Origin of the sequence: Streptomyces sp. KL116D, assembly GCF_030766975.1 — a bacterium.
Lineage (GTDB): Bacteria > Actinomycetota > Actinomycetes > Streptomycetales > Streptomycetaceae > Streptomyces > Streptomyces longispororuber_A.
Genome location: NZ_JASERH010000129.1, coordinates 1 through 26,809, shown reverse-complemented (window position 1 = coordinate 26,809; position 26,809 = coordinate 1). Strand labels below are relative to the sequence as shown.

Genomic DNA, 26,809 nt, shown 5'->3' with positions numbered 1-26,809 from the left:
TCCGCAAAAGCAGCAGGAAGGCGCCCTGATGCAGATCCCTGCCCATGCTGGGCAAGGACCGCCTCCGGTGGTGTTCTCTCTTCAACCTCCTCTCCGGCTTCTGTTCATGCGGATCATCGCGGCGCATGGCCATGGGCGCGTGGCGTCCACGATCGGATGCCGGGCGTCGCGATGCTGGTCCGCTACCGCCGTGGCAGCAACCAGGGCCAGATGGCCGACATGCGCCGCGACTACCTGCGCCATTCTCCCAGACCCGCCGCGAGGCCGTGGGCACCGCGCGCAAGCAGCGGGACGCCCAGTACTACGGCACCCCTCTGCCCGAGCAATCGTGGGCGCTGGTCGCCGAGGGCAGCCGCGTCTGGGAGCGGCGCACCGGGTGACGAGGACTCTCGCAGTGCGTGGGTCGGTCTCGGCCCGCAAGGCCTGGCCACTCCCTAGAGCCGCCGCAGACCGCTCTGTCGACGCAGAACCGGAGCCGCCGACCGCCGGCGCGCGATGCGCGCTTCCTCGCCACGCACAGCGCGCTCGAGGAACTGCCGATGGCGGTCTCGCCGCGCGCCTTTCTACCACGTGTCGGTGAGCGCGAGATGCGCCGACGACCGTGCGCGGCTCCGCCCGCGCGCTGGGCCGCTTGCTGAGCGCCGCTGCACTCGAGGACCTGGTGATCGCCGCTCGCCACGCGGGGCGCGTCCGCGCCCGAGTGGGCGGACCCGCGTGGGCTGCCGCACACGCAGGTGCCGGGCGTCGCGGACGGCGCAGGCAGCCGCCGGCTGATCACGACCAACCCGGTCGAGCTGGAGGACCTGCTCGGCTTCCCGCCTGGAGGGCCGGCCGCGCTTCCCACTCCCGGTGGCGCCCTGGTTCCCGAGCAGCCGCGCACTCTGGTGGTCGTCCTCGACGGCGTGCCTCCTGCCGCCCACCTCGATCCTGGCCAGCCCCGAGGGCCCGCAGGGCGTGATCGGTCCTGGAGGTCGTCGTCGGCGACCCGCGGCGGGCCGCGCGGCGACCTCTCCATCGTGGTGAACCCGGTGCTGCGCCTGAGTCCTCGCACGGCATGGTCTACGAGGGCAACCCCCGGACGTCCTCTCGTACAATGAGGCGTCGTTCGCAGCTCGCGCCGCTGCGGATGGCGTCGGGCGGTGACAGCGACGACGAGCCGCTGCTCGCCAACCTGGAGTTCACCGACCTGATGAACCTGGGCGACGCGGCGACCCGTCGACACCAAGCGGACCTGGCGCCCGCGCTCGCAGGCCGAGCGGCTGCGCGTGCCGATCGGTGTCGGCGACGTACAGCCGGCCCGTGATGCTCGACCTGAAGGAAGCCGCCCAGGAGGCATGGGCCCGCACGGTCTGTGTGTCGGCGCGACCGGTTCCGGCAAGTCGGAGCTGCTGCGCACTTGGTGCTCGGTCTCGCGGTGCCACTCCTCCGAGATCGCTGAACTTCGTCCTCGCGGGACTTCAAGGGTGGTGCGACGTTCGCGGGCATGGCCCAGATGCCGCACGTCGCGGCCGCATCACGAACCTGCGGACGACCTCACGCTGGTCGACCGCATGGGTGACTCCATCCGTGAGCTCAACCGCCAGGAGATGCGCGATCGCGGCAACTACGCGGAACATCCACGACTACGAGAGAAGGCGCGCGGCTTTGTGCCCTGCTGCAGCCGATCCCGTCCCCGTCCCAGGGATCGACGAGTTCTCCGAGCTGCTGACGGCGAAGCCGGACTTCATCGAGATGTACAGCAGATCGGCTGCATCGGCCGATCGCTGGGCGTGCACCTGCTGCCTCGCCTCGGCAGCGCCTGAGGGGAGGGGCCGGCTGCGCGGTCTGGAGACCTACCGTACCGCATCGGTCTGCGGACCCTTCGGCTGCCGAATCGCGCGCCGCGCTGGGCGTCCTGGACGCCTGAGCTGCCGAACGCCGGCCCGGCTTCCGGAAGCTGGCACCGACGATGGTGCGGTTCAAGGCGGCGTACACGTGTCCGGTGTGTACCGGACGGGTTCCGCGCAGGTCAGACGCTGGCGGGCTGCTGCTCGTGGACCGTCGGCCGGTGCTGTTCACGGCGGCCACCCGTGCAGTACGTGGCCGTGCCGCAGCAGCGCGAGGAAGCCCCCAAGGAAGAGAAGGACGACGCGCTTCGCCGACACCGTGCTCGACGTGATCGTGCGGCGCCCGGAGGCGCAGGCCCGGCGGCGCACCAGGTGTGGCTGCCGCCGCTGGACAGCTTCCGGCCCTCGCTCGACCTTCGCTGCTGCCCGGCCTCACGCCCGTGCAGGGCCGCGGTCTCACCCAGCCCGGCTACGAGGGCGCGGGACGCCTCGTCGTTCCTGCCGGCCCTGCCGACAAGCGCCGTACGAGCAGCGCCGCGACCCGCTGTGATCGACTTCGGCGGCGCGGCCGGACACATGCAGATCCTCGGTGGTCCGCAGTCCGCAAGCCGACGCTGCTGCGCTTCGATCATCGCGTCGTTCGCCCTGGACCGCACGCCGCAGTGGAAGTCCAGTTCGACGGGCCTCGACTCTCGGCGGTGGCGGCATGGCCTGCCGTGCAGCATGCACGCGCAGTGGGCGGCGTGGCCTGGCTCGACTCTGGAGAAGGTGCAGCCGGACGACGGCGCGGAGGTCTACGTGCATCCTGACCCGGCGCGAGGAGTACCTTCCGCACGGCGCGGGCATCGCATCGATCGCCGACTTTCCGCAACCGCGCGCGCGGGGCGACATCTCGATGACGGGACTAGCCAGTGCGGGCGATGTTCCTGGTCATCGACGGCTGGGGCAACTTCCGTACGGGACTACGAGGCGCTGGAAGGCTTGTCTCTGGACATCGCGGCGCGCGGTCTCGGTTACGGCATCCACGTGATCCTGACGGTCGCGGTCCATGGAGGTCCGGGCGAACATGAAGGACCACCTCATGAACCGCCCTGGAGCCGCGGCCCGGCGACACGATGGACCCGAGTTCGACCGCAAGGTCGCGGCCAACGTGCCGACGGGGCGTGCCCTGGTCGTGGTCAGACGCCGCAGAAGCAGCACTTCGCGGCGGCGGTCCCGCGGATCGACGGCCTGTCGTCGGACACGGACCTGGCGGAGGCCACGTCGGCGCTCGCCACGGAGGTCACCCGGCACTGGACGCAGCCCGGTGCGCCTGAGGTCCGGCTGCTGCCGCGGGAGTTCGCGGCGCGCCAGCCGCCGCCGGGGAACACCTTCCCGACCGGGGGCATCGCGTTCGCGCTCGACGAGGACAAACCTCGAGCCGGTGCTCGTGGACTCTCGACCAGGACCCGTTCTTCCTGGATCTCGGCGAGAGCGAGTCCGGCAGTCGAACATGCTGAAGCTGATCATCCGTCAGCTCACCCAGCGGCACGACGGCGCCGACTGCAAGATGTTCGTGGTCGACAACTCGCCGTTCGCCGCTCGACGTGACGCCGAAGTCGCACCCGGCCGAGTGCTATCCCGATGTACGAACCAGATGGCGCGCACCACATGGACGCCCCTGGCCGACCTGATGCAGCGCCGCACGCCGACCGCCGACGTCACGGCGCAGCAGCTGCGCGACCGCAGCTGGTGGCGCGGTCCGACGGTCTACGTGATCATCGACGACTACGACCCTGGTGTCGACGTCGAGCGGCAACCCGCTGGCGGGGCTGACCGAACTGCTGCCGTTCGCCCGTGACGTGGGCGTGCGCTTCATCATCGCCCGCCTGACGGCCGGTGGCGGCCGGGCCAGCTACGAGAACTTCATGCAGCGCATCAAGGAACCCGGGGCGCAGGGCGTCGTGCTGGCCGGTGACCCGGCCGAGGGCGATCTGTTGGGCGGGGTCCGGCCGCGGCCGATGCCGCCGGGCCGCGGCGTGTTCGTGTCGCGCAAGCGCGGCAAGCCGTTGATCCAGGTCGGCCTGGAGGACTGAGGCCGACAGCTCGCCGGAAGGGGGCCGCACTCTACTGGGTGCGGCCCCTTTCCGTACCCCGGTGGGGTTGATCCCCGCGGAGCCCCGGGAGGGGGCGGGCCGCTGCCAAGTAGGGTGACGGAACAGGCTGTTCGTACGTCGGGAAGGGGCCCGCTCAGCATGGGTGACGAGGCAGAGGACCAGCAGGCCGGGCAGGGGGGCGCGGAGCCCCGAGACGCCCGAGGAGATGAAGGCCCGCAAGAGCGCGAGAAGGACACGCTGTACGCGCTCGACATCTCCGGCGTCGAGTGGCACAGCGCGCCGGGCACGGAGCAGCACGAGGGAGCGCGTCGAGATCGCGTACCTGCCGGACGGCGCCGTCGCGATGCGGTCGTCACTGGAGCCGCAGACCGTGCTGCGGTACACCGAGGCGGAGTGGACGGCGTTCGTCCTGGGCGCCAGGGACGGCGAGTTCGACCTGGAGCCGGCGCCGCGGACCGGCGGCCTGGACGCCCAGCAGGGGCCCGTAGCGGTCCGTACGTCTGCCCGTCACCCGGCCTCCCGGCCTCCCGGCCTTCCGGCCTTCCGACCGGAGATACCTGAGGCCCTGAGACACCCGGGCCCGGAGACACCCGGTCCCCGGAGACACTCGATCCCGAGACACCCGGTCCCTGGAGACACCCGATCCCGGAGACACCCGGTCCCCGGAGACACCCGATCCCGGAGACACCCGGTCCCCGGAGACACCCTGACCGCGTGCGGCGGTCCGACCTAGGAAGGGCGACCACGCCATGGCGCGTCGACACCGGCCCGACCAGCGATTCCCCGCGCCCACCGGATGGCGGCGCGGGCGTTCCGGGTGCGCCGGCACCGGCTCCCTGTCGGGTGCGGTGGCCACCGTCGTGGTCGCGGCCGGCGTGGTGGTGCCGCTGACCGTGACCGGTGCGTCGGCGACGCCCCTGCCGGACCGTGTCCGCCGCGGTCCGCGCGCTCGCGGACGATCCGGGCCGCCGCCACCGCGGCCCTCGACCCGGCGGACGACGCGAGCCGGCTCTCGGCCGCCCGGGAACCTCCTGGACCACGACCGCTTCTTGCGGCGACGGCGCCCGAGCGCTCGGCCGCGTGATCGAGAGCGGGCACCGCCGCCACGTCCCCGGCCGCGCCCCATACGGAGGCGCAGGCCCGGGCCACGTACGCGGTCGCCGCCGCGCTCTCCCACCGCGACGACCTGCCGGACGGCCTGGCCCCGGCCGTGGCCCGCATGCTGGCGGAGTACGTGGTGGACGTGACGCGCCAGTTCGACTCCATCGGGGTCCGTGACGATCTGACGGGCCCCCGCGGAGCCGGCCGCCACGGCGACGGCCCCTCGACCCGTCCCGGCTGCACGCCGTACGGCCGGTTCCTCGCCCCGCGCGAGGCACACGTCAACTTCGGCTACGCGGCCGAGTTCACGCACGCGCAGAAGCCGGAGCTCGACCTGCTGGTCGCCGAACTCACCGAGGGATCCGCAGGCGTTCGCGATCCTCTACGACGCCGAACTCGCCTACGTCTCGCACCACGTGGAGCGGCTGACCGATCGCGCGGGGGACCCGGACGCCCGGATGCCCGCCGAGGACGGCGGAGAAGCCGGAGACGGCGGGGATGGCGGGGGATGGCGGGGACCGGCACAGCGACGACCTGACGTGGCCGGACAACGACCTGGAGGACGCCGCCTCGCTGATCGGTTCGCTGATGCAGGCCAGGTCGCGGTACGCGAAGGACGGCACCATCGGGGATCTGGCGGCGTTCGACCGGTCCGTCCGCGCCCACCTGCGCGGCGTGTACCGCACCGCGGACGTCCGGGTCACGAGCCGCCCGCCGATGGGCACGATCGCCGGGCGCCCGGTGTCGGGGCGGCTGCGCGGTGACGTCTTCGACGGGCGCCGACAACTCACCACGGTGTACGACGCCTGGGCCCGCGCGCGCGCATTCCGGCCGAACAGGCTGCGGGGCAAAGGCAGTTGATGGACGACGCCTACGTCCGGGATACTGGCTGCGGACCGTGTACTGAGCCGGTCCCGCGCCCGCCCGGCTCAGAACGTGAACCGGGGCTCGCCCGCGCATCCGCCGTGCCGCCGCACCTGGTCCGTCACGAACAGCCGCAGCAGCCGCCGCTGATCGGCGCGGTCGATCTTCTACCCGGGACGGCACGCGCGAGGTACCGAGACGGAAGTTGGCGGTGCCGTCGGCGCAGCGCACGGTGGCGGTCACGGGGAGGCGCCGCCCGTTCCGGCCGTCGTCGACGACGAAGCGGTTGCTCCACGAGCCGTACCAGGCCCGCAGGGTGAACCACTGGTCGTCCTCGGAGTCCGGCACCGGGCTGCTGAGCTCGCAGCTGCCGAGCGGGGCGGCGGCGCCGCCGAGCTGACCGGAGGTGGTCCAGGTGCCAGGGTCGGACCGCCCGGGTGTCCCAGTCAGCCAGGCGGCCACGAGCTTTGCCGCAGGGGGACGTGGCGGTGCCCCTCGCCGTGACCTTCTCCTCCGGGGGTGTCGTCCTCGCCCGGATCGGCGAGCGTCGCGCGGGCCGCGGCGCCGCGTACGCGCAGCGGTTCGGCGCCGCAACTCCAGCTTCTTCGCGGCCGAGTTGGTGAACTCCACGGCGCGACCGGTACGCCGCTCCCGGCACCCCGGTGAGGGCGTCCTCCGAGAATCCGCCGACGGTCGTCAGCTGCCGGGGCTGCCCGTCCGGGTCCTGCCCAGGGCCGGGCAGGGCACCCGGAGCAGGACGCGCCGCGTCGAGTCGACGAAACCGGGGAGCCCGCCGGGCAGCAGCGCGTAGGCCTCGCTGCCTTCGTCGTGCGCGTCGTCGAAGGTCTCCCGGTACAGCCGGTCCTGGTCGTCCCTCCGGGTGGCGGCGGACAGGGGCGAACAGGCCCCCACTCGTCGTCGTGTTCGTCGTCCGCGGCGACCTTCAGGGCGCAGGTGAGACGCCGAGCCCTTCGTACGCCTTCCCCTCCGAGTGGTCCAGGTGGACGCCGTCCGGGGTGAGCCGGTCGACGGTGTCCCCGGCGACGGAGCCGTCGCAGACGTCGCGGGCGACCAGATAGTCCCGGGCGTACGGCCCGCGAACCAGCCGGCCAGGGCGAGGACCGCGACGACGGAGACCAGCCAGGTGAGGCGGCGACGACGAGCGAGGGTCATCGGGGGGTGGGCTCCTAGTGGGGTTGGGGGCGTCAGGACGTGGGCGCGGCCTGGAGGGCGAGTGGGGTCGGGCGATGTGGCGCGCAGGCCGGTCGCGTCCGGCTCCCGCAGGACCTACTGCTGGCTACACGTGCGACGACTCAGCCTGCCCGCCCGACGCCGAACGCCGACGTGACCAGGAGCGGGCTGCCCTTCTCGCCGACGCCCGTGATCCCGTGCGCCCCGAAGAAGAGTCTCCCGTCCTCGACGAGGACGTCGCTGAGATCGCCGCCGTACGTCAGTCCGGCGTTCTCGTCGGCGACGCTGAAGTAGAAATAGGTGCGCTGTTTCCCGGTCGCCGGGTCGAGGGCTCACCAAGGAACTCGGCGCGTAACCGTCGGAGCTCGTCTTGTACGCCAGAAGCCGGTCACCGCTCATGCGCAGAGGAAAGAGCACCTGGTCGGCACCGGCATCGAACTTCATGCCCGACTTTCCCGTCGCCAGGCTGAACCCGACAACCCAGTTGTTCGTCTCGTTCACGCCCTTCGTTCTGCTCGCCGCTCGCATTTCGAAGACCTGGTCACGGCCGACGACGACTGATAGCAACGGTCGATCATGAAGGAAGTCGCACTTGACTTCGTAGTGACCGCCCTCGAGCCGGACGGTCGCCCGGTACTTGCCCTTTCCGTCGAGCGACAGAAGGTCCGTGACCCCGCCGGGCCCACCGGCTCCCACGCCGATGACCGGTGGCTCGCTCGAGACGAGGAAGACGCCCTTGACCCCCTTGGCGACCTTGTACGTCCACACCGCCTTGCCCGTGCGGGGACGTCGATCCGCTGCACCTGGTACGACGAGGACGTGTAGTTCGCCGAGGAACAGACCCGCACGGCGTTCAGCGCCCGCCCGCCGGAGAACCCTGGGTGTCGTAGCACAACCGGCTTTCCTCTTCCGCTCCACAGCTGCTTTCCCGCGCGCATGTCGAAGGCAGCGGCCCTTCTCCTCCCACGACACGTGACGACGACTCCCTTGGTCAATCGTCGGTGGTGGGGTCAGTGGTCGTATCCCATCTTTGCTTTCTGGCCGAAGCCCGCCTGCCACAACTTGTCATCCGGTGTCGAGGTCGAAGAAGGCCACCTGGTTGCAGAGGTCCCTTTCTTCGCACGGTCCCTGAACAGCACCGCCGTACGCCCGCGTCGACCGTCACCATGGGTGTCTCACCGCACAGCGGACCGGGCAGGATCTTCGTCCAGGCTTCCGTGTCCGAACCGAGGTCGACGGCTTCGAGCCGGTCGTACCGCGTCCCTTGACGGGGTCTTGCCCGTCGCCCAGGTCCCCGGAGTGGCCTGCCGCTGCTTCGGTTCCAGCTCCTTGGTCATCACCGAAGGGCCACCAGGTGGCCGGCGCCACCTTCGGCGCCGTCTCGACGGTTTCCCTGATGTCGTCGGCGGCCTGCCGCGGCGCCGCCTTCTTGTCCACCGCCGCGCTCGGTCCGCTCTCCAGCGGCCCCGACCACAGGGCCCACCCCGACGCCCAGGACGACAGCCAGGGCGACGGTCCCGACACCCACAATCGGAAACGCTTCCGTCTGCGCTCCTCAGCCGCCTCGCTGCGACTGCGTGGAAGGGTGACGGCGGTGGGCGAAAGGTCATGACTCCTCATCCTCTTGAAATCGGAGTCGTCTCAGCTCCTTGGCAGGGCACGTCGCTTGGCTGGAACAGCGGAACTGCTCCAACAAACAGCCCAGGGTGGGCGCCTCCGCACGCGCCCACCCTGTTCCCGCTGAAACCAGTGCTTCTACTGGAAGTAGCTGGCAGCCTTCTTGTCGCCATCCATGTACGTACCACCGGACTGACCGACCACGTGGCCGATACCGGTGAGCGCCGTGGATGTCCTTGGCTTCCTTGTCCCAGCGCTTGAGCTTGCTGTCGAAGGTGCCCCGCCTCGCCCTCCCAGTACTGGAGGCTCTTCACGACCATCTGCTTGAGCTCTTCGAGATCGGCCTCGAGCGCCTTGGCCTCGTTGCCGATCGTGGTCGCGGCCTGGTCCAGACCGTCGTACGTTACGAGCAGCCCGTCACCGTTGCTGGCCATTCGTCTCTCCCTCGTGTGTACCTGAAACGCCGTGTGTGATGGGGGTCTTGCGCGCCGGCTCGCTCAGTAGCCGCTGAGAGCCGACGCCCGTCAGTCACGCTGATCTTGTCGACCGACGCACGCACGTCGTCTTCCGAGCTGTCCTTGACGTTGCGCGTCTTGTTCATCGCCTCGATGACATCGGCGAGGATCTTGCCGATGGTCTGGAGGGACTGCTGATCTCGTACTGCTTCTTGTCGAACGCAGCACGGCCGATGCCCTGCCAGTTGCCCTCGAGGCCGTCGATGACGCCCTGCAGGTTGTGCACACGCTTGCGGATGCCGTCGTACTTCTCCGACATCTGCTTCTCGAGTACGACTACTTGCTGATCTTCGAGCTTCTGCCGTCCGCCAGCCATGGCGCTCCTGCCTTTCCTTGGTCTGCCTCTAGATCCAACTGCTCTGGCTCATGCCCCGTATGAGGCCGGGCAGCTCCCCCGTGGCCCGCCCTAGAGCGCAGGGAACCCACGGTTGAAAAGTCTCATCAGTTGCGTGCGCGCCCGCAACACGGCCATTCCCCCGCCTCCGAGCACGATCACCGCCGCAACCGCACCGAGCACAATCCACAACGTACTGCTGTCACTTTGAGGATTCCGCTTCCGATCCTGCCGCCTCAGCGGGAGCATCTGAAGCCTTCTGCGAGGGCTGTGACGAGCCTGATGCAGAAGTGGAGGGAGGCGTGTCCGAACCGGAACCGGCCTCTGTCGTCTTTTGATTGGTGATCGGGTCCACGTGCGCGGCGCCCGGGTCGCCCTCGTTGTGGAGAGGTTCCGCGCCGGCCGGATCAATCCGTAGCCCAGGTAGTTGCTCGGCTTGTCCTTCGGCCAGTCACGGCTCGCCGTGTCGGTCAGGACCCGGAGGACCTGGTTCGCCGTCCAGTCCGGGTGCGCGGACCAGACGAGTGCGGCGGAACCCGAGGCGATGGCCGCGGCGGGGGCTGGTGCCCTCGGCCTCGCCGCAGTACGAGGTGAAAGTCGCGTCGCACCACCTGGGGATGCTCAGACCGGGGGCGGCCAGGTCGACGTAGTCCCCCGTGCTCGGAGAACTTGCCCACCTTGCCCGAGTCGTCGGCGGCGGCGACGCCCACGACACCGTCGTAGGCGGCGGGGTAGTCGATGAGGTTCTTCTTCTCCGCGTCGTTGCCGACGGCCGCGAACATCAACTGCCCTTGGAGTGCGCGTACTTGACCGCGGCCTCCAGCTCGGGGTCCAGCAGATCGTCTCCGACGGACATGTTGATGATCTTCGCGTCGGTGTCGGCCGCGGCCCTGACCGCCTGCGCGGTGTCCGGGGTCTTCTTGCGTTCGCCCTTGTCCTTCAAGGAGGTCAGCAGGATGCGGTACGGCACGACCTTGGCTCCGGGGGCGAGGCCGCTGGGGCCGCCGCCCGCCCCGGTTCCGGCGATGAGCTCGGCGATGGTGGTGCCGTGGCCGGAGTAGTCCTCGGTCGCGTGGTAGGCGACGCTCTTCGGCGTCTCGTCGGCGAGTACCTGGCCCTTCAAGGACGGCGTGCTGTCACTGACCCGGGTCGATGACGGCGACCTGACGCCCTGCCGGTGCTCACTTTCCACATCGCGCGCTCGCGTCCATCGCGTCCAAAGGAACCACTCCTGGGACTGGACGTTCCCATCGGCCAGGGCGGCCGCAAGCCCAACTGACGTACCGGCCACGGCACCCACCGCAGCAGTCGCCACCGCCAACCGCGCAACGATGCGGCGTGGTACGAGTACGCGCCGTCCTGTCCGACGGTCGATCCCCTGACTTCATGCTGCTGTACGTCCTCGTTCGGGGTTAGTCGATCACGGGCGGCACGTCGCGCCGCTGCTTCTGCGGAAGGTGTGTGGCCTCGTCCTCGACGAGGTAGTCCGGCCGCTCGCTGCCTTCCTGGTCGTCCTCGTCGCGGCCCCGCCGCGTGTTCGGACCGCGGACCAGCCCTTCGCCCCCGAGGTGAATCCGTTGCGACCGGCACGCGACGCGGGTCCCTTCCGGCCGGACGGCCCTGTCACGGCCTCGGAGGAGCCCGGAATCCTGCGCCCCGCTCCCGAGGAACGGCCCGTCGTCTCCGTGCTCCGGGGGCGCCCATGACACCGCGCTGACCGATGCGGCCGGTGGCGCCCGGGAAAGTTACCGGCGGCGCCTCGCCCATCACCGTGCCGCGTGGGACGCGCGAGCCCGTCTGGCCTCCGGCCCTGGGCTGCGTGGGCCGCCCGCCCACGGCACGTTCGAGCGGGCCGCGCCCGTGGTCCCGGGTCCCGAAGCACGGCCGGGAGCGGCGCTGCTTTCGGGACGCGGAGTACCGCCCGTGACACCACGGGCCGTGCTGGTCGGCCGGCCGCCCTGCATGCCGCCGCGTGACGTGCTCTGCCCGGTGCCGGCGGCACGCCCCATGGGGGTCGTTCGTCGCTCCCGGCCCTGAGGCGCACGCGAGGTCCCGGAGGGGTTCGACGTCGACGTGCGCGCCTGGGCGGTGAAGGGGTTCTTGTTCCCGTTCGCGCCGAACTTGCCCGCGCCCTGCACCAGCGGACTCCGTGAGCCCGGGCGGAGGGGGAACCGGCGTGCCGGTCGCGGTCGGCCCGGCCGGGGTCACGGGCGCCTGCGGGCCAGGAGTGGTCGTCGTGGGCGGCGGGAAGCGTGCCGACGCTGTCGATCTCCGTGCCGACGGGACGGTCCGGCATCGAGATCGTCCCGTGCACGTCCTTCGGCGCCGCGGGCCGACGGCCGTGGGCGCGTCGACGTCCTGCGCGGAGTGGTGCGGGGGACGCGACGTCCGGACGTGCCGTGGCGCCCCGGATCCGCCGGTGTCGCCGCTGAATCGCTCTCCCGTGGTGGGGGCGGGCTTCGGCACGCCCACGTTCGGCATCGTCTCGAACGTGGGCGGCTGCAGCGTGCTCAGCGTCTCCCGCGGAGACCGAGTAGAAGGACGCCAACCGGTTCATCTGGTTGATCGCCTGCTGGCGGTGGCCCTCGACCTTGACGGCTTCTGGGCGTAGTCAGGGTCGCTCTCCGCCTGCTTCGCCGCGGGAAGCGCCTCGGGCTTCAGCCGCTTGTCGATGGGGCGCGTGTCGCGCGGGGGCAGGGAGCTCTTCACCGACGCGAGGCCCGCTGGCGGCCGCGGCGATCTCCCCACGCCGGCCGACTCGACGTACGTGCTCAACTTCTCGGTGTGGCCCGCGAGCTTCTCGCCCCACTTCTGGAACGCGTCACCCGCCTCACCCTGGAAGTCGCCGGTGGCGTGCTTGATGTTGGCGCGCAGCTCGGTGGCCGCGTCGCTGATCGCCCTGGCTCGCCTTCCAGAGGGGCCGAACACGGCGTTCTCGAGGTCGCTCGGCTTGGTGTTGTCGACCAGATCGAGCATCGCGTTGAGGAGGGTCTCCCTCGAAGCTCGTGGGGCCGCTCTTGACCTTGAGCTTCTCCGAGAGCTCGTCGGACACGACGAAGGCACGAGTCCGAGCCGAAACCGAAGGCGTCGTGCATCACGGTCGCGACGCCCTGCATGCCGTTCGTGAGCGCGACCTGACCGGCCACCTGCTCCTGCGGCGTCGGGTTCTCCGGCGCCTTCTCGTCGTTGCCGCTCATGTACTTGTAACCCCCTTCGACTGCTGATCGTCGGTGCGGTCCGTGTCGCGCGGCCGCTCACGATCGATCTTCGTCTGGATCTCCCAGAACCTGCGCCGCTGGTCTTCTTCCAAGTTGGCGAAGCCGACTTCCGCGCCGTGCGAGGCGATGCTCATGGCCTCTATCTGCATACCGAGCATCTTGGAGAGGGAGGTGATGCGGCTGTGGACCTGCTCGTACTGGAGGTGCAGGACGTCGGCTTCGCCGAACTGGCTCGAACCGCTGCTCAGCGCGGCCCGGCTGACCCGCTGGTCGCTGACCTTGGCCGAGCTCCCGTCCGACCCTCGAAGTCCCTGAAGGATCTTGTCCACGCGCTGCTTGAAGGTCTTCAGCACACCGGCGCCGACTTCAGGGTCGGCAGCCGCAGCCTTCGACACGCCTCCACCGTCCGCCGGAATCACGACGCGTCCTCCCCGTTTCGTGTCCCACCCGATCGCGTGCGGTCGGTCCTGCTCACCGCGCGATCGCAAAGCCAGTCGCGTCTTACAACGCGTTTACCACTGTGAGTCACCCTGTACATCCGCTCCAACCGAGCTTCTGCGTTAACTCCGTTACGAGACTGCATCAGGCGCTCCGATTCGCCCGATATCGCGCTCGCTGCGAAGTGGGCGCGACGCATCGCGCTCCCGGCACCGCAATGCGCGATCTCCACGGAACTTCCACACCCGGGAGGGCGGCGAGGAATAGGTGGAAGTAAGTGGAAGTAGGAGGAGAACGGCGGTGGGTCAGCCGCTGGAGGACGTCGTGGGCGTGGGAGACGGCAGGCGCTGCCATGCCATTCCCTGGTCCTCCGCCTGCTCGGCCCGGCGGGCGACGAGTGTCGCGATCTCGGTCAGCCTACCGCGCTTCGTCATGGTCTGTTCGCCGCCGTCGCCCGAGGCCAGGGACGACCACCTGGCGACCCGCACCACGGCGAACCCGCCCCGGGACGTCCGCCGTCATCCTCGCCGCTGTAGCCCATGCGGGCCGCGCGCTGGTCGCCGATCAGGCCGACGTTGACGTCGCGGGCCTGGACGAAGGAGTCCTTGTACTTACGCGGGATCCGCGGATAGCGGCGCGCGCGGTGTCGGTGTCCTTGCAGGCGAGGACCGAGAAGCTGATCTGCGGCCGCTGCTCGCCGGCGAAGTCGGCGCGGGCGTACGAGGTGGCGTCGCCGCAGAAGCCGCCGGTCGGGCGGTCGCAGCGGATCGCTCCGCTCCGCCGCCCCTCGGCGACCGGTCCGGCGACCGCCGCCGCCGTGGCCCTCCAGCCCGGCATGGCGGCCGCGTCGGGCACGATCGACTTGACCTGGGTGCGCGTGAGGGGCTTCGTGCCGGGTTTCCCCGCGGCGCCGTCGTCACTGTCGCCGTCACACCACTGCCGCCACCGCATCCGGCGAGGAGCGGTGCGAGGGTGATCAGGGCGAGGCCCAGCACGGCCGCGGCGCGGCGGCGAGGGCGGCTGCCGGCGGGCAGGCAACTGCCGTGCCGCTCACGGTCGTCTCACAGAGATCGCCTTTCCTGGCCCTGGCGCGAGGTCCGTCGCGTGACTCCGTGGAGTCACGCGACTGTCATGGAGTTCCGTGTCAGTTCGCCGCCGGCGACGGGGTGTCGTCCGCCTGGATGGCGAACTTGATGTTCTTCCCGTCGACCCCGGTCACCTTGACGTTCACGCCCAGGGTGCTGCCGTCGGACGCCGTGAGCTTTGCACCGGGTCGTGGTGCCGACCTTGCCGGTGAGGTCCTCCGGGCAGGAGATGTCCGGCTTCGGGCTGGCCGGTGGTCGAGGCGAGCCTCGGCGACCGTGTCGGCCAGCTTCTCGCTTGGACATCTTCGGGTCGGTGCTGCCCACGCTCACCGAGCCCGAGCAGCCCACGAGCAGCGCTCCCGCGGCTACGGGCCGAGAGGGCCCACGTGGCAGCGGAGAGGCGGGACTTCATCATGAAGTGGGTTCCATTTCGGGTGGTCAGGAGAAGGACGTAGGAACAAGTGCGGCGCGCGGGACGCGCGGCGCGCCCAGCATAGGGGGTCCGAGGTGCTGAGCACTTGGCACTTTTTGCGGCAAAGCAGTCAAATCGCAAGCCTCCATGGACTCTTCGCTCCACCAGCCAACGATCTTCACTGATGCGATCACCGCCCGGCTCACGCCATAGTCTCCAGCCATGGATCAGTTGATCGGGACCCCTGGTGAAGGTCCTTCTCTTCGCGTTCGTCGCGGGCATGTTCGCCCTGGTCATCAGGGGTTTCGTGCGCAGCGGCCAGGAAGGCGAGCGGATCCGAAGGGCTGGGCGGAGTCTCGAACCGACCGCCGGAGCGCGGGGGGTGGACGTACGAGCGGCGCGCGCGGCCGGGCGGGCCACCGAGTACTGCGGCATCGGCCCCATGCCCGGCAGCGGGGACAACCTCACCGCCTGGCATCACATGACGGGAGAGTTCCGCGGCCGCTCCTTCGGGTGTTTTCGAGTACCGGTACGCGAATCCCCTGTCGGGCAGCGGCCGGGCCGGAGGGTCGAAGAAGCTGACGTTCGAGTCGGTGTTCCTCGTCTCGGCGCCCGGCTCGGGGCCGTTCCTGCAGGTGGGACAGCCGGGCAGGATGGATACGCTCCTGGGGCGGGGGGCCCAGGACGCTGCTGGGCGTCCCTGAATTCGACGACAGGTTCCGCGTCGGCACCCATGACGACCCTTTCGCCCGGAATCTCCTGGACGGCGAACTGCGGGCCTTTCTCCTTCCGGACGACCGCGCCCCGAAAGAACCCGCTCCGGGTGCGCGACGACGAGTTGTTCACCTGGTACACCGGCACCCTGTCGCCGCAAGCCGTCGAGGAACGGCTGAACTATCTGTGCGACGTACTCGACCGGATTCCCGCGCGGACCTGGGCAGCGGGCTGAGGCAGCGGCCCTCGGTTCACAGAAGCACACGGCGTCGGCAATAATCTCGCGTCATGGAGCAACTGGGATTGATCTTGCTGAAGGTGCTCTTCTTTGCGCGCTATCGCGGGAGTGTTCTTCTTCGTCATCAGATCATTCGTGCGCAGCAACAAGGAGGACAAGCGCATCAGGGAGGGCTGGGCTGCGCTCCCGCGACTGGCCGCGGAGCGCGGCTGGACGTACGAGCAGCGCGCACGAGGCCGCGCCACCGAGTACTGCGGCATCGGCCCCCATGCCCGGCAGCGGCGACAATCTGAGTGCGTGGCACCACGTCGCGGGAGAGTTCCGCGGCCGTTCCTTCGTGTGTTTCGAGCACCGCTACAACAGCCCCATTTCGGGCAATCAGCCCGGGGATCGCAAACGCCCCACCATTGAATCCCTTTTCATGGTCAGCACGCCGGGCTCGGTGCCGTCCGTGGAGATCCTCCGGCCGAGCATGATGAACGTCGTGGTCGACCGCCGCGACAAGATGCAGCTCGGTGTATCCGCATTCGACGACACGAATCGAGTGGTCACTCAGGACGAGGATTTCACTCGAAGTCTCCTGAGTGACGACATGATGTCTTTTCTCCTCGCGGACCCGCGCGCGCTAGCAAAGTCGCCGCTCCAGCTGCGCCGTGCCGAGCTGTTCACCTGGTACACGGGAACGCTCTCCCCCGCGTCGCTCGACGACCGGCTCAACTACCTGTGCGACGTACTCGATCGCATTCCCGAGCGGACCTGGACCGCTGCTCTGAGCAAACTGAGTGCCCCTCCTCCCGGGAACAACGCGTCGCCGCGTCCGGGTGAGGGGCACTTTGCGTGCGCGGTGCGCAGCGCAGTCGCTCAGGCGGATGTCTCGTCGTCCCCGGGGCGAATCGTCCGGAGGAATTTCTTGTAGTCCTCGATGACCTCGGCGAGTTGGTTCTGCTTCGCCGTGAGGACGATCTCGATGACCGCGCGCTGCGCGGGATTCCTGACGTCCTCCATGCCCAGGTACACCTGGCTCTGGCAGAGTTCGATCGGCTCTCCCCGCAAGGTGGTGGACAGGACGAGGTTCTGGACGATCCCGGGTGAATCCGTCAGGCCCGGGATGTCCGGCGTACCGATCTCGGTCTTCTTCAGGACGCGCACGGAACCGACCTGCTCCAGCCGGGGCACCGACTCGTCGGCGATCTGCGCGATGGTGGCACCGTCGTTGCGCATCTCGCCGGAGAGGGTGATGTTCGCCGTGAACCCGCCGTCCACGGAAGCGCGGTGGAGCGCGACGAACGCGGCGTTCGGCGCTCCCACCTCGTCCGGCGGCGCGACCTGCCAGCCGTCCGGCAGCGAAAAGGGAAATCTTGACCGGCAACGTGGCCGTCATGGTGGATCCCATCCTTCAAATGGACTTCAGCTCAGGCTAGAACCAGCTGCCGACCGTGTTGTCCCACGCATCGCCCACGGCGTCGGCGCCGTCGCCGATCGCATCGGTCAGTTTGCCGGGATCGACGGTGATGTTGACACCGACCTTGCCGCCGACGCCCAGTCCGGCCCCGAGCTCGCCGCCGATGGTGAACTTGCCGTCCTTCATGCCCAGATCGACGTTGGCCTCGGCGCCGACTCCCGCCCATGCCTCGCCCGTCACACCGGCGCCGACACCGGCGACGTCGGCGGAGACCGACCCCGTCGCCTTGGCCCCCCGGCGAACGCCTCGGCGCCGGCGTGCGCACCGTCCTTGCCGACGGACGCGTTCACCGAGGCGTCAGCGCCGACGAACGCCTTGCCCTCGCCCTGCAGCGCGGCGTACCCGTACTCGACGGAACCGTTCGCGGAGGCCTGCGCGAGGTACGCCGTGCCCGAGGCGCCGACCTTCAGCTGCCCGTTCGCGACGCTCGCGCCGACCGAGCCGTCTCACGCCCAGCGCCGAGACCTCCGCCGCGTACTTCCCCTTGAACCCGCCGCCGGAGAACTGATCGGACACGCCCTCTTTCCACGCACTGGCGTTGCCCGACCACTCGGCCAACTTGATGTTCCAGTCGGCCTTCTTGCCGGGGGCGGTGGGGTCGCCGTCCCTCGCCCTGCTCGGCCTTGTTCCGAGGTACCAGTTGCTGTCGGCGTCCTTGCCGAACTCCTTCTCCCCGACTGGCGCCAGTGGCTGGCCTCGTCGGTCACCCACTTCTTGTTCTCCCTGGTCCACGCCGTGGGCGAGATGGCGCTCTTCGCGACCCCCGTGGTCCTCCCACCACTTCTTGGCGTCGACCCCGCTGCGGACGGCCACCAGCCAGTCGGGGGCTGTCCTTGGCGCTGCCCGCGAGCTCGTTGAGCTTCTTGGTGAGCTTCTCGGCTTCTTCCTTGAGCTGCTTGCGCGCGCCGTCCAGCACCTGCTCGGCGCCTTCGTGGTCGTCGGCCTTCCACTTGTCGATCGCGTTCCCGGCCTGCCCCCTGCGCCCAGGTCAGGGTGGAGCAGTAGGAGTGGATCGCCTTGGCGGCACCCGACATCGCGTCGCTCGCGAAGTACCAGTTGGTCTTCTCCTTGCCCAGGGTGGGCCAGAAGACATCGCTGGCCGCGCCGACCCAGCCCTTGATCCGGAGGTCGCGCAGACCGTCGCCGATCTTCTCGAACTTGTCCGACCACTTGCCGAGAGCGGTCTCGATGTCACCGGAGCTTGCCTGCGTCGCCCGGAATGAGGGCCTTCGGGTCGTCGGTCGACCCGAGCGAAGCTGCCATGAGTGCGAAGTCCCCGTCCTTGTCCGTGCGTTGTTCCTGCTTTCCCGCGCCTTAGACCAACACCGTCTTGACGGACTTCACCGCGTTCCTGATGGCGGTGTCCGTGTCCTCGTAGTCGCCGTTGGCCTTGTCCAGTCCCCTCCGACAGCGTCGCCGCGCAGTCGGCCAGGGAATCCGGCCCCCGACTCCCACGTGGCGCAGAACGCCACCAGCGCGGCGGCCGCGTCGTCGTTCTCGATCGAGGGGGGCCTGCCACGCCTCGTCGCCCAGATCGACCTTCTTGACGGGCTTGAGGATCGCCTCGATGTCCTTCGCGCCCTGTTTCAGGACGCCCGGGCCGACGCCGAGATCCGCAGTCACGACACATTCCCCCGTTGGAAGCTCTTCGCAGATATGCGCATTAATCAGGCATCGACAGCCTGTGGCGCCCACGGACGCTATCACCGGAATCCAGCCACAAAACGCGTACTCACCCTCCCTTCACGACACCGACCCCACAGCCCCTCAGGCCCCTTCACCACCTCCGCATCTCTCGCGCGGGCGCTGCAGGGTGCGCGGCGTGACGAACCTCGGAACGGACGAATTCACGACACCGGTGTCGCTCTCGGCGAGCGCACCGCAGCCCTGGCGGCGGCCGACGACCGCAGCCGGCGGCTCTTTCACCGGACTGACCGTCCTGTTCGCGGTGTTCCTCGGCATGGGATCGCTGCATGGTCCTCGGCACGGCTGTCACCGGCCTGCGCGACTACAGCGCATTGCGGACGGGCGCCGCCGCGGTGGGATCGTGGTGGACGTGATCGCGGTGCGGCTGGTCCTGCGGGGGCGGCGCACCGGGAGCTGGTCGCCGTTGCTCATCGCCTGCGGCGCCTGCCTGGCCTGCCTGGTCCTGATGGCCCTGGCGGGGAGTGGGTCTGACGGTGTGAGGGCGCGGCCGCCGGCTCACCCCCGCCCCCACCCGCCCCTTCCGGCGCCGCGCATCCCGTACCGCCACCGCCGTGCCGCCCAGGCCCGCGACCGCTACGAGGCCGCCGACGAGGACGTACGTGGCGAGGCGGCCGTTGCGTTCGTCGGGGGTTTCGCCGAAGTGGACCGGGAGGACCTCCGGGGGGTCGGCGTGGGCGACAGCCCTCGTCGGGGGCGCGGGGTCTCGATCGGGTTCTTCGGGTCGGCGATCTCGGTGACCGCGCGGACCGGGTCGACCACGCCCCAGCCGACGAGCCGGTCGTGGCCGGTGATGGAGCGTTCCGCGGTCTGCTCGATCTGGGCGACGACCTCCTGGGCCGACCAGTCCTTGTGGTGCTCCTTGAGGAGGGCCGCGACGGCCGCGACGTAGGGGGCCGAGAAGCTCGTCCCGTTGTCGGAGCAGTGGCCGCCCTTGGGGACCGTGGAGATCATGTCGACGCCCGGTGCGGCCACGCCGACGGAGTTGCTCGACTGGGAGAACGCGGCGCGTTCGTTGTTGCGGTCGGAGGCGGCGACCGCGAGCACGCCGTCGTACGAGGCGGGGGTAGGTGTCCTTGACGTTGCCGCCGAGGCCGTCGTTGCCGGCCGAGGCGACGACCACGATGCCCCTGCCCAGGGCCGCGTTGACCGCGGTCTCCAGCTTGGAGCCGAGGGCCAGCGCCTTCTCCGTGTCCCTGGGAGATGTTGATGACGTCGGCTTTCTCGGCGATCGCGTGGTCGATCGCCAGGGCGAGGGCGTCGGAGTCGCCGTGGCCCTCGGCGTCGTTCTGCTTGATGGGGATGATCGTCGCGTCGGGGGCCAGGCCCACGAAGCCCGTGCCGCTCGCCTTGCGGGCCGCGATGATGCCGGCGACGCGTGCCGTGGCCGACGACGTCCGTCGTCCCGCGCTCGTTGCCGCGGCCCTCGATCGGCTTGCCGTCGTCGTCCTTCTTGGGCAGGTAGTTGGCGCCCGCCCCGACGTCCACGGCCTTCGTCAGCTGCGGGTTCTTGACGTCCACGCCCGTGTCGATGACGGCGACGCGCACTTGCCGGTCGCGCTCTGCCACAGCGCTCGTCCAGGTTGACGCGCTCGCAGCGCCCACGGCCTGCCCGCGTACTTCTTGCCGCCGAACGTGCACTGGCCGCTGTCCGCCGCGGCCAGGTCGCCGGCAGGGCGAGCTACGGCCGCGGACGCGGTCAGCGCCGTGACCGCCGATCACGGCGGCCAGACGCCGGCCGGCGCGCGTCAAGTTGCTGGTGATCGCCATGAGTTGGCCCTTTCCCCTGTTCCCCGCTGTTCCCTCGCTGGTCCCCGCGCGCTCGTGCCCGGCCGGTCCGCTACGAGCCCCTGCGGCTGTCGCGCGGCGGCCTGGGAGAGTCGCGGGCCGGTGGGCAGGAACGACGCCCAGGTCGACGGGATCGGGGCCGGGTCCCGTGTTGTCGTAGCCGAGGAGCTTGCGCGTCGATCTCCGCCTCCTGCTGCTCCGGCCTTGCGCTGCTTGGCCCGTCGTGCCGATGCCCTGGTCGTCGGTGGCGCTGTCGGCGTTCGACTGGAGGGCGGCGCAGGCCGGTGTCGGTGACCAGGAAGACGCCGCCCGCCTTGGTCTCGGTGCCCTGGAACTGGCGGAAGATCTGGCCGGAGCCGGGCGTCACGTACGCGCTGGAGGAGCCGGTGGGCAGGTCGGAGGGAAGTCCGTGCCGGCCCACGTGGACAGGGTGGTGGTGCCGCTCTTCACCGACCGCAGCGTGTTGCAGACGGTGTTGCGGCCGCTGGTGGCGCTGGCGCCGTTGTTGACCGTCTTCGCGCGCCCCGCGCGTGCCACTTGGCGCCCTCGCCCTCGAACGGCGCGCTGCCGCGACGGCCGCCGGGTTCACCTACGCCGCGGAGCCGGTCGAGTTGACGTTGACCAACTGCTTGCTGTTGAGCAGGAGTTGGGAGGTGAACTCGGAGATGCGGGCCACCTTGCCCGGCAGCATCCACGTAGTGCTGCATCCGCGTGCCGTCCAGCGACTTCAGGACCGTGCCGACCTTGTCGTACCGGGCGTTGCCGCTGCCCGTGACTGCGTTCGCGGTCTGGCCCGCGGTGCCGGGGACCGTCGGCACGGAGACCGGGGTGCCCTCGTGCAGCGTCCGCAGCCACTCGCTGGAGACGCTGCGGGGGCAGCGGCCCTGGGTGTCAGCGCGGTGCAGCAGACCCTCCTGGGCCGGGTCGGTGATCGCGTAGGAGGGTGCCGCGGGCGTCGACGACGTACTGCTTCTTCGTGACGGGTCGGTCACGTACATCAGCTCGCCGCCGGAGAGCCTGTTCCGGCCCTCCGACTTGCCCCACTCCTTCTCGGCGAGGACAGAAGGCGGCCTTCTGGATGGCGCGGCCGCCGTCGCTGGGAAACGCTCGCACGCCATCCAGCGCTTCGCGGCCTCGGCCTCGGGCTGGACGGCAGCCGGTCGGGGGCGTGGGGATGCCGAGCGTGGCGCCGTGCGGAGGCTTGCCGCTGTCGAGGACCTTCTCGTCGACGGTCACGACGTCGTCCGTGTAGTCCTTGAGCAGCAGCTTGGCCGACGCGGTGTTCAGAAACAGGGTGCAGCTGCTTCTGGCCGTCGGTCTTCAGGACCACGTAACGCGTCATCGAGTCGCTCGCGACGATGACGTTCTTCTGCGTCGTGTCCCATTCCTTCGGCGCGGTGGGACTGAACATCCCGATGCCGCCGAAGACCGCGAGGACCACGACCCCCACGATCGTGCCGGGCAGGACCGCGCGCAGCGGCACCTCCGGCGCCTTCCTCGGAGGCAGAAGGAGAGGGCTGCAGGAAGGACGCCAGAGATGCGGCGCTTCGCGAAGGTGTAGGCGTTGAGTTCGTCCCGCCGGCGATGCCATCTGTGTCCGCTTCTCCCCGTGCGGAGCCGTGGGGGCAAGTTCCCCGTCTTGGATCGGCTGACTGTCGGCTCGCGGCTTCCGGTTGTGGTCGCCTCGGATGCCGTGGCTGTCAGACCCGGCCCCTACTATGCCTGTTGCGACGTTGCGTGTGTGGCACGGGTAGGGTGCTGAGGCCTTCCTAGAGGCCCGCAGGGCCTTTACAAGGAGCCCTTTGCGCATGGGATTTCGGGAGAGTTCGGGGGTTTGGAGTGATGGCTTCCCGCAGCGCGGACTCGATCACGGTCGCAATCGAGGGTCACGATCGGGTGACCGTTCCGCAGTAGGGGTCCCTCTCTCTTCACACATGCCACACACGACTGCACAGAATTCTCACGGGAGGGAATGCGCGCCTCTCCGAGGTGCGGTTTCCCGCACTCTGAAGTCGCGTTCCGGCCGTGGCGGATCGTTCGGCGTGCAGCGGCTCGTGATGATCGAGCTGGCCGCCGCGCTGGCCGTGGTCGGCTGGGTGATCAGCACCGTCGCGCTCGTCGCCACGCGGCTCGGTCGCCGCCCTCCTCCTGCTGCTCGCTCTCGTACGCCGCCGGGGGCCGCTCCCTGCCCGAGTGGCTGGGCACCGTGCTCGCGCTGCGCAGCGCCCGCAGGCGCCGGGCGGAGGCACCCCGGTGCCGCCGGGCACCGGAGCCGGGTCTGGCGCCCGCCGTGGAGTGCGACCCGAGCCTGCGCACGTACAGCCACAACCGCGGTGACGACGACCCAGCGCCCGGTCGGCATGGTCGGCGGCGGGCTTCCTGACCGCCGTCGCTCCAGGTCGAGTCCGACGCCACCGCCCTGCGGGACCGAGCGCAGCCGCCGCCCGCTGCCCGTCGCGCTGGTCCGGGACGCCCTGAGGTGGACGGGATCCGCCTCGAATCGGCGCAGATCGTGCGCGCGCAGCCAGCGCCCGCGCTGCACCTGCCCCAGCGGTCGGTGGCGGTGAGCAATTACGCGCGCGTTGCGAGGCCCAGACCGGCTCCCCCGCCGTCCGCATCACCTGGATCGCGCTGAAGCTCGACCCGAGCTGTGCCAGGAGGCCGTGGCCGCGCGCGCGGCAGCGCGTCGTCGGGCGCAGAAGTGTCTGCGCGGGCCGCCGAGCACCTGTCGAGCCGGCTGTCCGGCGCCGGGTTCGGGCGAGCGTCCTGACCGAGGAGGAGCTCGTCGCGGCCGTGGCCACGTCCGCGTGCGCGGGCCCGATGGTGACGGCGCAGGCCGGCCGGAGCGAGGCCCCGCAGCGGCGGACCGAGGAGTCGGGGCGCAGCTGGCGCTGCGACAACCGCCGCCACACGACGTACTGCGCCGCTGGCCCAACTGGGCGCGCAGACCATCCAGCTGTGCCGCAGCTGGTCGCACAGCTGACGACGGTGCCCGCGCTCGCGACGACGTTCAGCCTGACGGCTCGCCCAGGGCGACCAGCAGGACGTGACGATGACCGGGCACATGCGGATCACCGGCCGCAGCGACAGCGAGCTGACGACGGCCAGGCGCGACCTGGGCGGGCCGCGCGCCAGGTGCGCACCGGCCTCGTCCGTCTCGACCGTGAGCAACTGCCCGGCGTTCTCGCCACCTTGCCGCTCGGAGGAGCCCGCTGATGGCCATGACGACCCAGGTCGCCGAGATCGGCGAGCGACTGAGGGACCGGCTTCGGCCTAGCTCGGACCGCGCCACCAGCGGCACTCCCTCCCGGTCGAGCAGCTCGACGCGCTGTCGCTGCCCATCGGGGACGACGGCGTGGTCGTCGGCGTGGATCGCCGAGGGCCAGCCCGCCGTGATGGGCATCAACGCCGCCCGACGGCGTACGACATCGTGCTCATCGGCGGTCTGTGGACGGCGCAGGTGCTGGCGCTGCGGGCGGCGGCGACCGGGGCGCAGGTGGCCGTGGAGACCGGCCGCGCGCAGCAGTGGTCGCAGCTCGATGCAGGCGGTCGGCGGCGGACAGTCGGGGATGACCGTGCACGACGTGGGCCGGGTGCCGCCGCAGGGCGCGTCGGCAGGCGGTCCGGTGCTCGTCATCCGGGACTGCGGCATGCGGCCGCCGCGTGGCCGGGTCGCCTCGGCGCCCTGGCAGTCCGTGCTGACGCTGCTGCCGTATCTGAGCCCGGTCGCGCCGCGGCTGATGCGCGGCAGGCCCGGCTGGTGGGCGTGCAGCGGGTGTCGCCGGACGAGGCGAGCGAGATCGGCCGGGTCATCGGGCTGCCGCGCGGCGAGTACAGTCGCTGCCGACGCTGGCCGACGGCGTGACGCTGTGGTGCACCGACCGCGACCGGCGGTACGTGATGACGCAGGGCGACGACGGACGCCGAGACCGGATTGTTGGGAACGGCACGCCGGATGGACTGACGGACGGCGCCCGCCGGCCCCTCGGGGCACGCGGGCGCACCCCGGCAACTGCTCCGCGAACCACCGCCGATGTACGGGTAATTCGGGCATTGTCGGGCGTCGCCCGCTGCGCGCTCGTCACGTTTTTGGTGTACGTCCCCGGCAGTTGTCGCGTGCGGTCGGGCCCGCGTGACGCAGTGGACAGCGGTGACGGGTGGACGGGCCTGCCGTGCACGCGGTTTTCGTGATTAGGCTGGGGCAGGACGTGTTTGCGTGTGCCCGCGTGCGGGTGGCGAGGCAGATGAGTCAGGGGGGTAGGGGGGACAGCCCGGCGGATCGACGACAGGAACGGTCGCCCCCAGCACGGCACGAGGGTGCGCTCGACCACACCAGGAGGCATTGTGAACAGCGATCGGGACGGTATCCGCGGGGGCTGATTCACCGTCGATGATCAGTCCGACGCGGGTCAGTCGCGATGACGGGCGAGTTCACCATCGACTACGCCCCTCCGGCCTGGTCACACGCAGAACGCGGCGAGCACGGGCGGCACGCCCGAGCCTGCCCGCCCCCGCGGCACCGCCCGTGCCACCCCGGCCGCCTCCTGCCCCGGTTCCGGCACCCCGCCCGGCACTGGCGCCCGCCACCCGCCGCTCCCGAGGCCGATTCCGGCTCCGGCTCCGGCTCCGGTGACCTGGAGAGCGGCGCCACCACCATGAAGTTCTCCGCGGCCGCGCTGGCGTGAGTTCGCGGGAGCTGAAGCGCGCTGGAAGGAGGAGTAGCGACGGCTCCGGCGACGCCCACCGCCGGTCCCGCGGCCACGGCGCCTCGCACCCGTCGCGGGCACGGACGCCGGGGCCACGGCCGACGGCCCGTCGCCGCGCCTTGGACGGACGTGCGGCACGTGACGACGACGCCTCAGCCCTGGCGTCCCCGCCCCTGCCCCCTGCCCCGGAGGCCACTCTCGACAACTGACGTGGGTCCGATGACGCGGATTCCTGCCATGGCCGAGGCCCCTGGCGAGTGCGACTGGTTCTGGGACTACTCCCGTGACTCTGGCGCTGACACTTCTGTCTGCGTCTGCAATCTGGCAAGGGTTGAGCCTGCTGAGCTCGCCTGCCCACCGAGCCCGCCGAACTCGCCGGTCCCCCGCCCGGCACGGACGACGCGCCCGCCGCCGCCGACGGCCCCGCCGCCGATCGGCCCGCAGCCCGGCCCCGCCAGGGATTTCTGCTCGTACTGGAAGGCGGAGGGTTGCTGCTGCCAGAAATGAAGTTAAGCGTACTGCTTTACTGCCTCGTAGTGGGATTGAGCTCTTGCTCTGGGCTAGTATGCCCGCCCTGGTCCTGGCCCTGCAGCCTGCCTGACCAGCCCGCACTGGGATCCTGGCCCCAGGCCCCGGTGGCCCCCAGCCTGAGCTGCAGGGTGGCTACGGCTTCCCGCAGCCTCCGGCCCACCGCAGCTCCGGCTTTTCGCCCTCTGACTCCCAACGCGCTCCGCCCTGCAAGGCGGTTCACATGAGCCCCGCAGCCGCCCGCGTTGCAGCGCCCGGCTTCGCCCCCGACCACCGCGCCTGCCCCCGCGCGGCGGTTACGGTTTCCGCAGCCGCCCGCGCCGCAGCCCGCTTGCCCCTGACCCTAACGCGCTCTGTTCTGGCAAGGCGGTTACGGCTTCCCATTGGGCCACCCGCGCCGCAGCCGGAGGCCCAGCCCCAGCCGCCGTTCCAGGCGCACCCGGGCCAGCTGATGCCCCACTCCCGCGGCCCTGCAGGGCGGCTAGCGGCTTCCCCAGCCGCCCGCGCAGCCCCCAGCCGCCGCAGCAGCAGGCGGGCGCGGGTTACGGCTTCCCGCCGCCGCCTGCCCTGCACGCCGCGCAGGGCCAGCCCGCCCTGCAGGCTCCCCTAGCCTCCGCCCCGGCCCTGGGCGACCTGAACACAGTTCCAGCAGCAGCCTTACCTGGGCAGCCCCTGCAAGCCGGCGTCACCCGGGTAGCCCTGCAGGCCGGTCACCCGGTGCTGGCCAGTTGATGCCCAAGTAGCCGATGCTGGCCAGCAGGCTCTCGGTCAGCCGGCTCCCGGCCAGCAGGCTCCCTGTTCAGCTGGGCCTGCCGACTCCTGCACCGGAAAAGCCGCCTGGCCGCAGCCTGTGCAGCACGACCAGCGCCAGCCCACGAACGTCGGCTGAAGTGGCGCACGAAAACGCGAAAGCGTTTCTACGATAAATGCGAAAACGGTTGCATCACCCACCTGAATTGAACGAAGTACGCC

The 26,809-nt window shown here is 70.5% G+C and carries 20 protein-coding genes and 5 pseudogenes; 11 read left to right on the top strand and 14 right to left on the bottom strand.

Annotated elements, in window-relative coordinates; translation table 11 throughout:
- The first annotated feature begins 3,462 nt into the window (after window positions 1-3,462).
- The 6 genes and pseudogenes from RBJ77_RS47760 (at window position 3,463) to RBJ77_RS47735 (ending at window position 6,510) form a co-directional block, all read left to right on the top strand.
- Window positions 3,463-3,666 (top strand): hypothetical protein, encoded by a 204-nt coding sequence (locus RBJ77_RS47760; protein ID WP_372350713.1) that lies wholly within the window; start codon window positions 3,463-3,465, stop codon window positions 3,664-3,666.
- Window positions 3,605-3,901 carry a hypothetical protein gene (locus RBJ77_RS47755; protein WP_372350712.1) on the top strand — a complete coding sequence of 99 codons (297 nt, stop codon included), beginning with the start codon at window positions 3,605-3,607 and terminating at the stop codon, window positions 3,899-3,901. Before RBJ77_RS47760 ends, RBJ77_RS47755 begins: the two co-directional genes overlap by 62 nt.
- A 226-nt stretch (window positions 3,902-4,127) precedes the next feature.
- Window positions 4,128-4,394, top strand: a pseudogene (locus RBJ77_RS47750) (DUF397 domain-containing protein); the annotation flags it as partial.
- Window positions 4,395-5,521: 1,127 nt separating this feature from the next.
- Window positions 5,522-5,884, top strand: a complete 363-nt coding sequence (locus tag RBJ77_RS47745) for a hypothetical protein (RefSeq protein ID WP_372350711.1) — start codon at window positions 5,522-5,524, stop codon at window positions 5,882-5,884.
- A 214-nt stretch (window positions 5,885-6,098) separates the two neighbouring features.
- Window positions 6,099-6,287, top strand: a complete 189-nt coding sequence (locus RBJ77_RS47740; protein ID WP_372347761.1) for a hypothetical protein — start codon at window positions 6,099-6,101, stop codon at window positions 6,285-6,287.
- 88 nt (window positions 6,288-6,375) lie between these two features.
- Complete coding sequence (locus RBJ77_RS47735) at window positions 6,376-6,510, top strand: hypothetical protein (protein WP_372350710.1); 135 nt, start codon at window positions 6,376-6,378, stop codon at window positions 6,508-6,510.
- Between the two features lie 73 nt (window positions 6,511-6,583).
- On the opposite strand, the gene RBJ77_RS47730 is transcribed toward RBJ77_RS47735, so the two are convergent.
- The 6 genes and pseudogenes from RBJ77_RS47730 to RBJ77_RS47705 form a co-directional block, all read right to left on the bottom strand.
- Window positions 6,584-6,799, bottom strand: a complete 216-nt coding sequence (locus RBJ77_RS47730; protein ID WP_372350709.1) for a hypothetical protein — start codon at window positions 6,797-6,799, stop codon at window positions 6,584-6,586.
- A gap of 2,493 nt (window positions 6,800-9,292) precedes the next feature.
- On the bottom strand, window positions 9,293-9,526 hold the full coding sequence (locus tag RBJ77_RS47725) for a hypothetical protein (protein WP_372350708.1): 234 nt from the start codon (window positions 9,524-9,526) through the stop codon (window positions 9,293-9,295).
- 90 nt (window positions 9,527-9,616) lie between these two features.
- A pseudogene (locus RBJ77_RS47720) lies at window positions 9,617-10,877 on the bottom strand (S8 family serine peptidase).
- Between the two features lie 1,220 nt (window positions 10,878-12,097).
- Window positions 12,098-12,520: a hypothetical protein gene (locus RBJ77_RS47715; RefSeq protein ID WP_372350707.1), complete on the bottom strand. Its 423-nt coding sequence runs from the start codon at window positions 12,518-12,520 to the stop codon at window positions 12,098-12,100.
- Window positions 12,521-12,737: 217 nt separating this feature from the next.
- A complete protein-coding gene (locus tag RBJ77_RS47710; protein WP_372350706.1) occupies window positions 12,738-13,181 on the bottom strand; it encodes a hypothetical protein in 444 nt (147 codons plus the stop codon).
- A gap of 583 nt (window positions 13,182-13,764) precedes the next feature.
- A complete protein-coding gene (locus RBJ77_RS47705; RefSeq protein ID WP_372347770.1) occupies window positions 13,765-14,151 on the bottom strand; it encodes a hypothetical protein in 387 nt (128 codons plus the stop codon).
- Between the two features lie 1,279 nt (window positions 14,152-15,430).
- On the opposite strand from RBJ77_RS47705, the gene RBJ77_RS47700 reads away from it, so the two are divergent.
- Together RBJ77_RS47700 and RBJ77_RS47695 are read left to right on the top strand one after the other, a co-directional pair.
- Window positions 15,431-15,646: a hypothetical protein gene (locus tag RBJ77_RS47700; RefSeq protein ID WP_372350705.1), complete on the top strand. Its 216-nt coding sequence runs from the start codon at window positions 15,431-15,433 to the stop codon at window positions 15,644-15,646.
- A 271-nt stretch (window positions 15,647-15,917) separates the two neighbouring features.
- Window positions 15,918-16,565, top strand: a complete 648-nt coding sequence (locus RBJ77_RS47695; protein WP_372350704.1) for a hypothetical protein — start codon at window positions 15,918-15,920, stop codon at window positions 16,563-16,565.
- On the opposite strand, the gene RBJ77_RS47690 is transcribed toward RBJ77_RS47695, so the two are convergent.
- The 8 genes and pseudogenes from RBJ77_RS47690 to RBJ77_RS47655 form a co-directional block, all read right to left on the bottom strand.
- Window positions 16,511-16,957 carry a hypothetical protein gene (locus tag RBJ77_RS47690; protein ID WP_372350703.1) on the bottom strand — a complete coding sequence of 149 codons (447 nt, stop codon included), beginning with the start codon at window positions 16,955-16,957 and terminating at the stop codon, window positions 16,511-16,513. The two genes, RBJ77_RS47695 and RBJ77_RS47690, sit on opposite strands and share 55 nt — an antisense overlap.
- A gap of 109 nt (window positions 16,958-17,066) precedes the next feature.
- On the bottom strand, window positions 17,067-17,291 hold the full coding sequence (locus RBJ77_RS47685) for a hypothetical protein (protein ID WP_372350702.1): 225 nt from the start codon (window positions 17,289-17,291) through the stop codon (window positions 17,067-17,069).
- Window positions 17,292-17,557: 266 nt separating this feature from the next.
- Entirely contained in the window at window positions 17,558-18,301 is a 744-nt protein-coding gene (locus RBJ77_RS47680; protein WP_372350715.1) for a putative T7SS-secreted protein, read from the bottom strand.
- Window positions 18,302-18,425: 124 nt separating this feature from the next.
- Window positions 18,426-18,734: a hypothetical protein gene (locus RBJ77_RS47675; protein WP_372350701.1), complete on the bottom strand. Its 309-nt coding sequence runs from the start codon at window positions 18,732-18,734 to the stop codon at window positions 18,426-18,428.
- 589 nt (window positions 18,735-19,323) lie between these two features.
- Window positions 19,324-20,585, bottom strand: a pseudogene (gene mycP / locus RBJ77_RS47670) (type VII secretion-associated serine protease mycosin); the annotation flags it as partial.
- Between the two features lie 70 nt (window positions 20,586-20,655).
- Window positions 20,656-21,024 (bottom strand): hypothetical protein, encoded by a 369-nt coding sequence (locus tag RBJ77_RS47665; protein ID WP_372350700.1) that lies wholly within the window; start codon window positions 21,022-21,024, stop codon window positions 20,656-20,658.
- Window positions 20,967-21,140 carry a hypothetical protein gene (locus tag RBJ77_RS47660; protein ID WP_372350716.1) on the bottom strand — a complete coding sequence of 58 codons (174 nt, stop codon included), beginning with the start codon at window positions 21,138-21,140 and terminating at the stop codon, window positions 20,967-20,969. The genes RBJ77_RS47665 and RBJ77_RS47660 overlap by 58 nt, the downstream gene beginning before the upstream one ends.
- Before the next feature lie 215 nt (window positions 21,141-21,355).
- A pseudogene (locus tag RBJ77_RS47655) lies at window positions 21,356-21,721 on the bottom strand (type VII secretion protein EccB); the annotation flags it as partial.
- A gap of 1,381 nt (window positions 21,722-23,102) precedes the next feature.
- On the opposite strand from RBJ77_RS47655, the gene RBJ77_RS47650 reads away from it, so the two are divergent.
- The 3 genes and pseudogenes from RBJ77_RS47650 (at window position 23,103) to RBJ77_RS47640 (ending at window position 25,288) form a co-directional block, all read left to right on the top strand.
- Window positions 23,103-23,819 (top strand): type VII secretion protein EccE, encoded by a 717-nt coding sequence (locus RBJ77_RS47650; RefSeq protein ID WP_372350714.1) that lies wholly within the window; start codon window positions 23,103-23,105, stop codon window positions 23,817-23,819.
- A gap of 61 nt (window positions 23,820-23,880) precedes the next feature.
- Window positions 23,881-24,567 (top strand): annotated as a pseudogene (locus RBJ77_RS47645) (hypothetical protein); the annotation flags it as partial.
- Window positions 24,568-25,021: 454 nt separating this feature from the next.
- Window positions 25,022-25,288 carry a hypothetical protein gene (locus RBJ77_RS47640; protein ID WP_372350699.1) on the top strand — a complete coding sequence of 89 codons (267 nt, stop codon included), beginning with the start codon at window positions 25,022-25,024 and terminating at the stop codon, window positions 25,286-25,288.
- Window positions 25,289-26,809: the final 1,521 nt, after the last annotated feature.

Bases quoted from the DNA above. Each gene is read 5' to 3' on its own strand.
- RBJ77_RS47760 (WP_372350713.1), top strand. From the start codon at position 3,463: ATGGCGCGCACCACATGGACGCCCCTGGCCGACCTGATGCAGCGCCGC.
- RBJ77_RS47725 (WP_372350708.1), bottom strand. From the start codon at position 9,526: ATGGCTGGCGGACGGCAGAAGCTCGAAGATCAGCAAGTAGTCGTACTC.
- RBJ77_RS47640 (WP_372350699.1), top strand. From the start codon at position 25,022: ATGACGGGCGAGTTCACCATCGACTACGCCCCTCCGGCCTGGTCACAC.
- RBJ77_RS47715 (WP_372350707.1), bottom strand. From the start codon at position 12,520: ATGCTCGATCTGGTCGACAACACCAAGCCGAGCGACCTCGAGAACGCC.
- RBJ77_RS47705 (WP_372347770.1), bottom strand. From the start codon at position 14,151: ATGCGGTGGCGGCAGTGGTGTGACGGCGACAGTGACGACGGCGCCGCG.
- RBJ77_RS47745 (WP_372350711.1), top strand. From the start codon at position 5,522: ATGGCGGGGGATGGCGGGGACCGGCACAGCGACGACCTGACGTGGCCG.
- RBJ77_RS47700 (WP_372350705.1), top strand. From the start codon at position 15,431: ATGACGACCCTTTCGCCCGGAATCTCCTGGACGGCGAACTGCGGGCCT.
- RBJ77_RS47695 (WP_372350704.1), top strand. From the start codon at position 15,918: ATGCCCGGCAGCGGCGACAATCTGAGTGCGTGGCACCACGTCGCGGGA.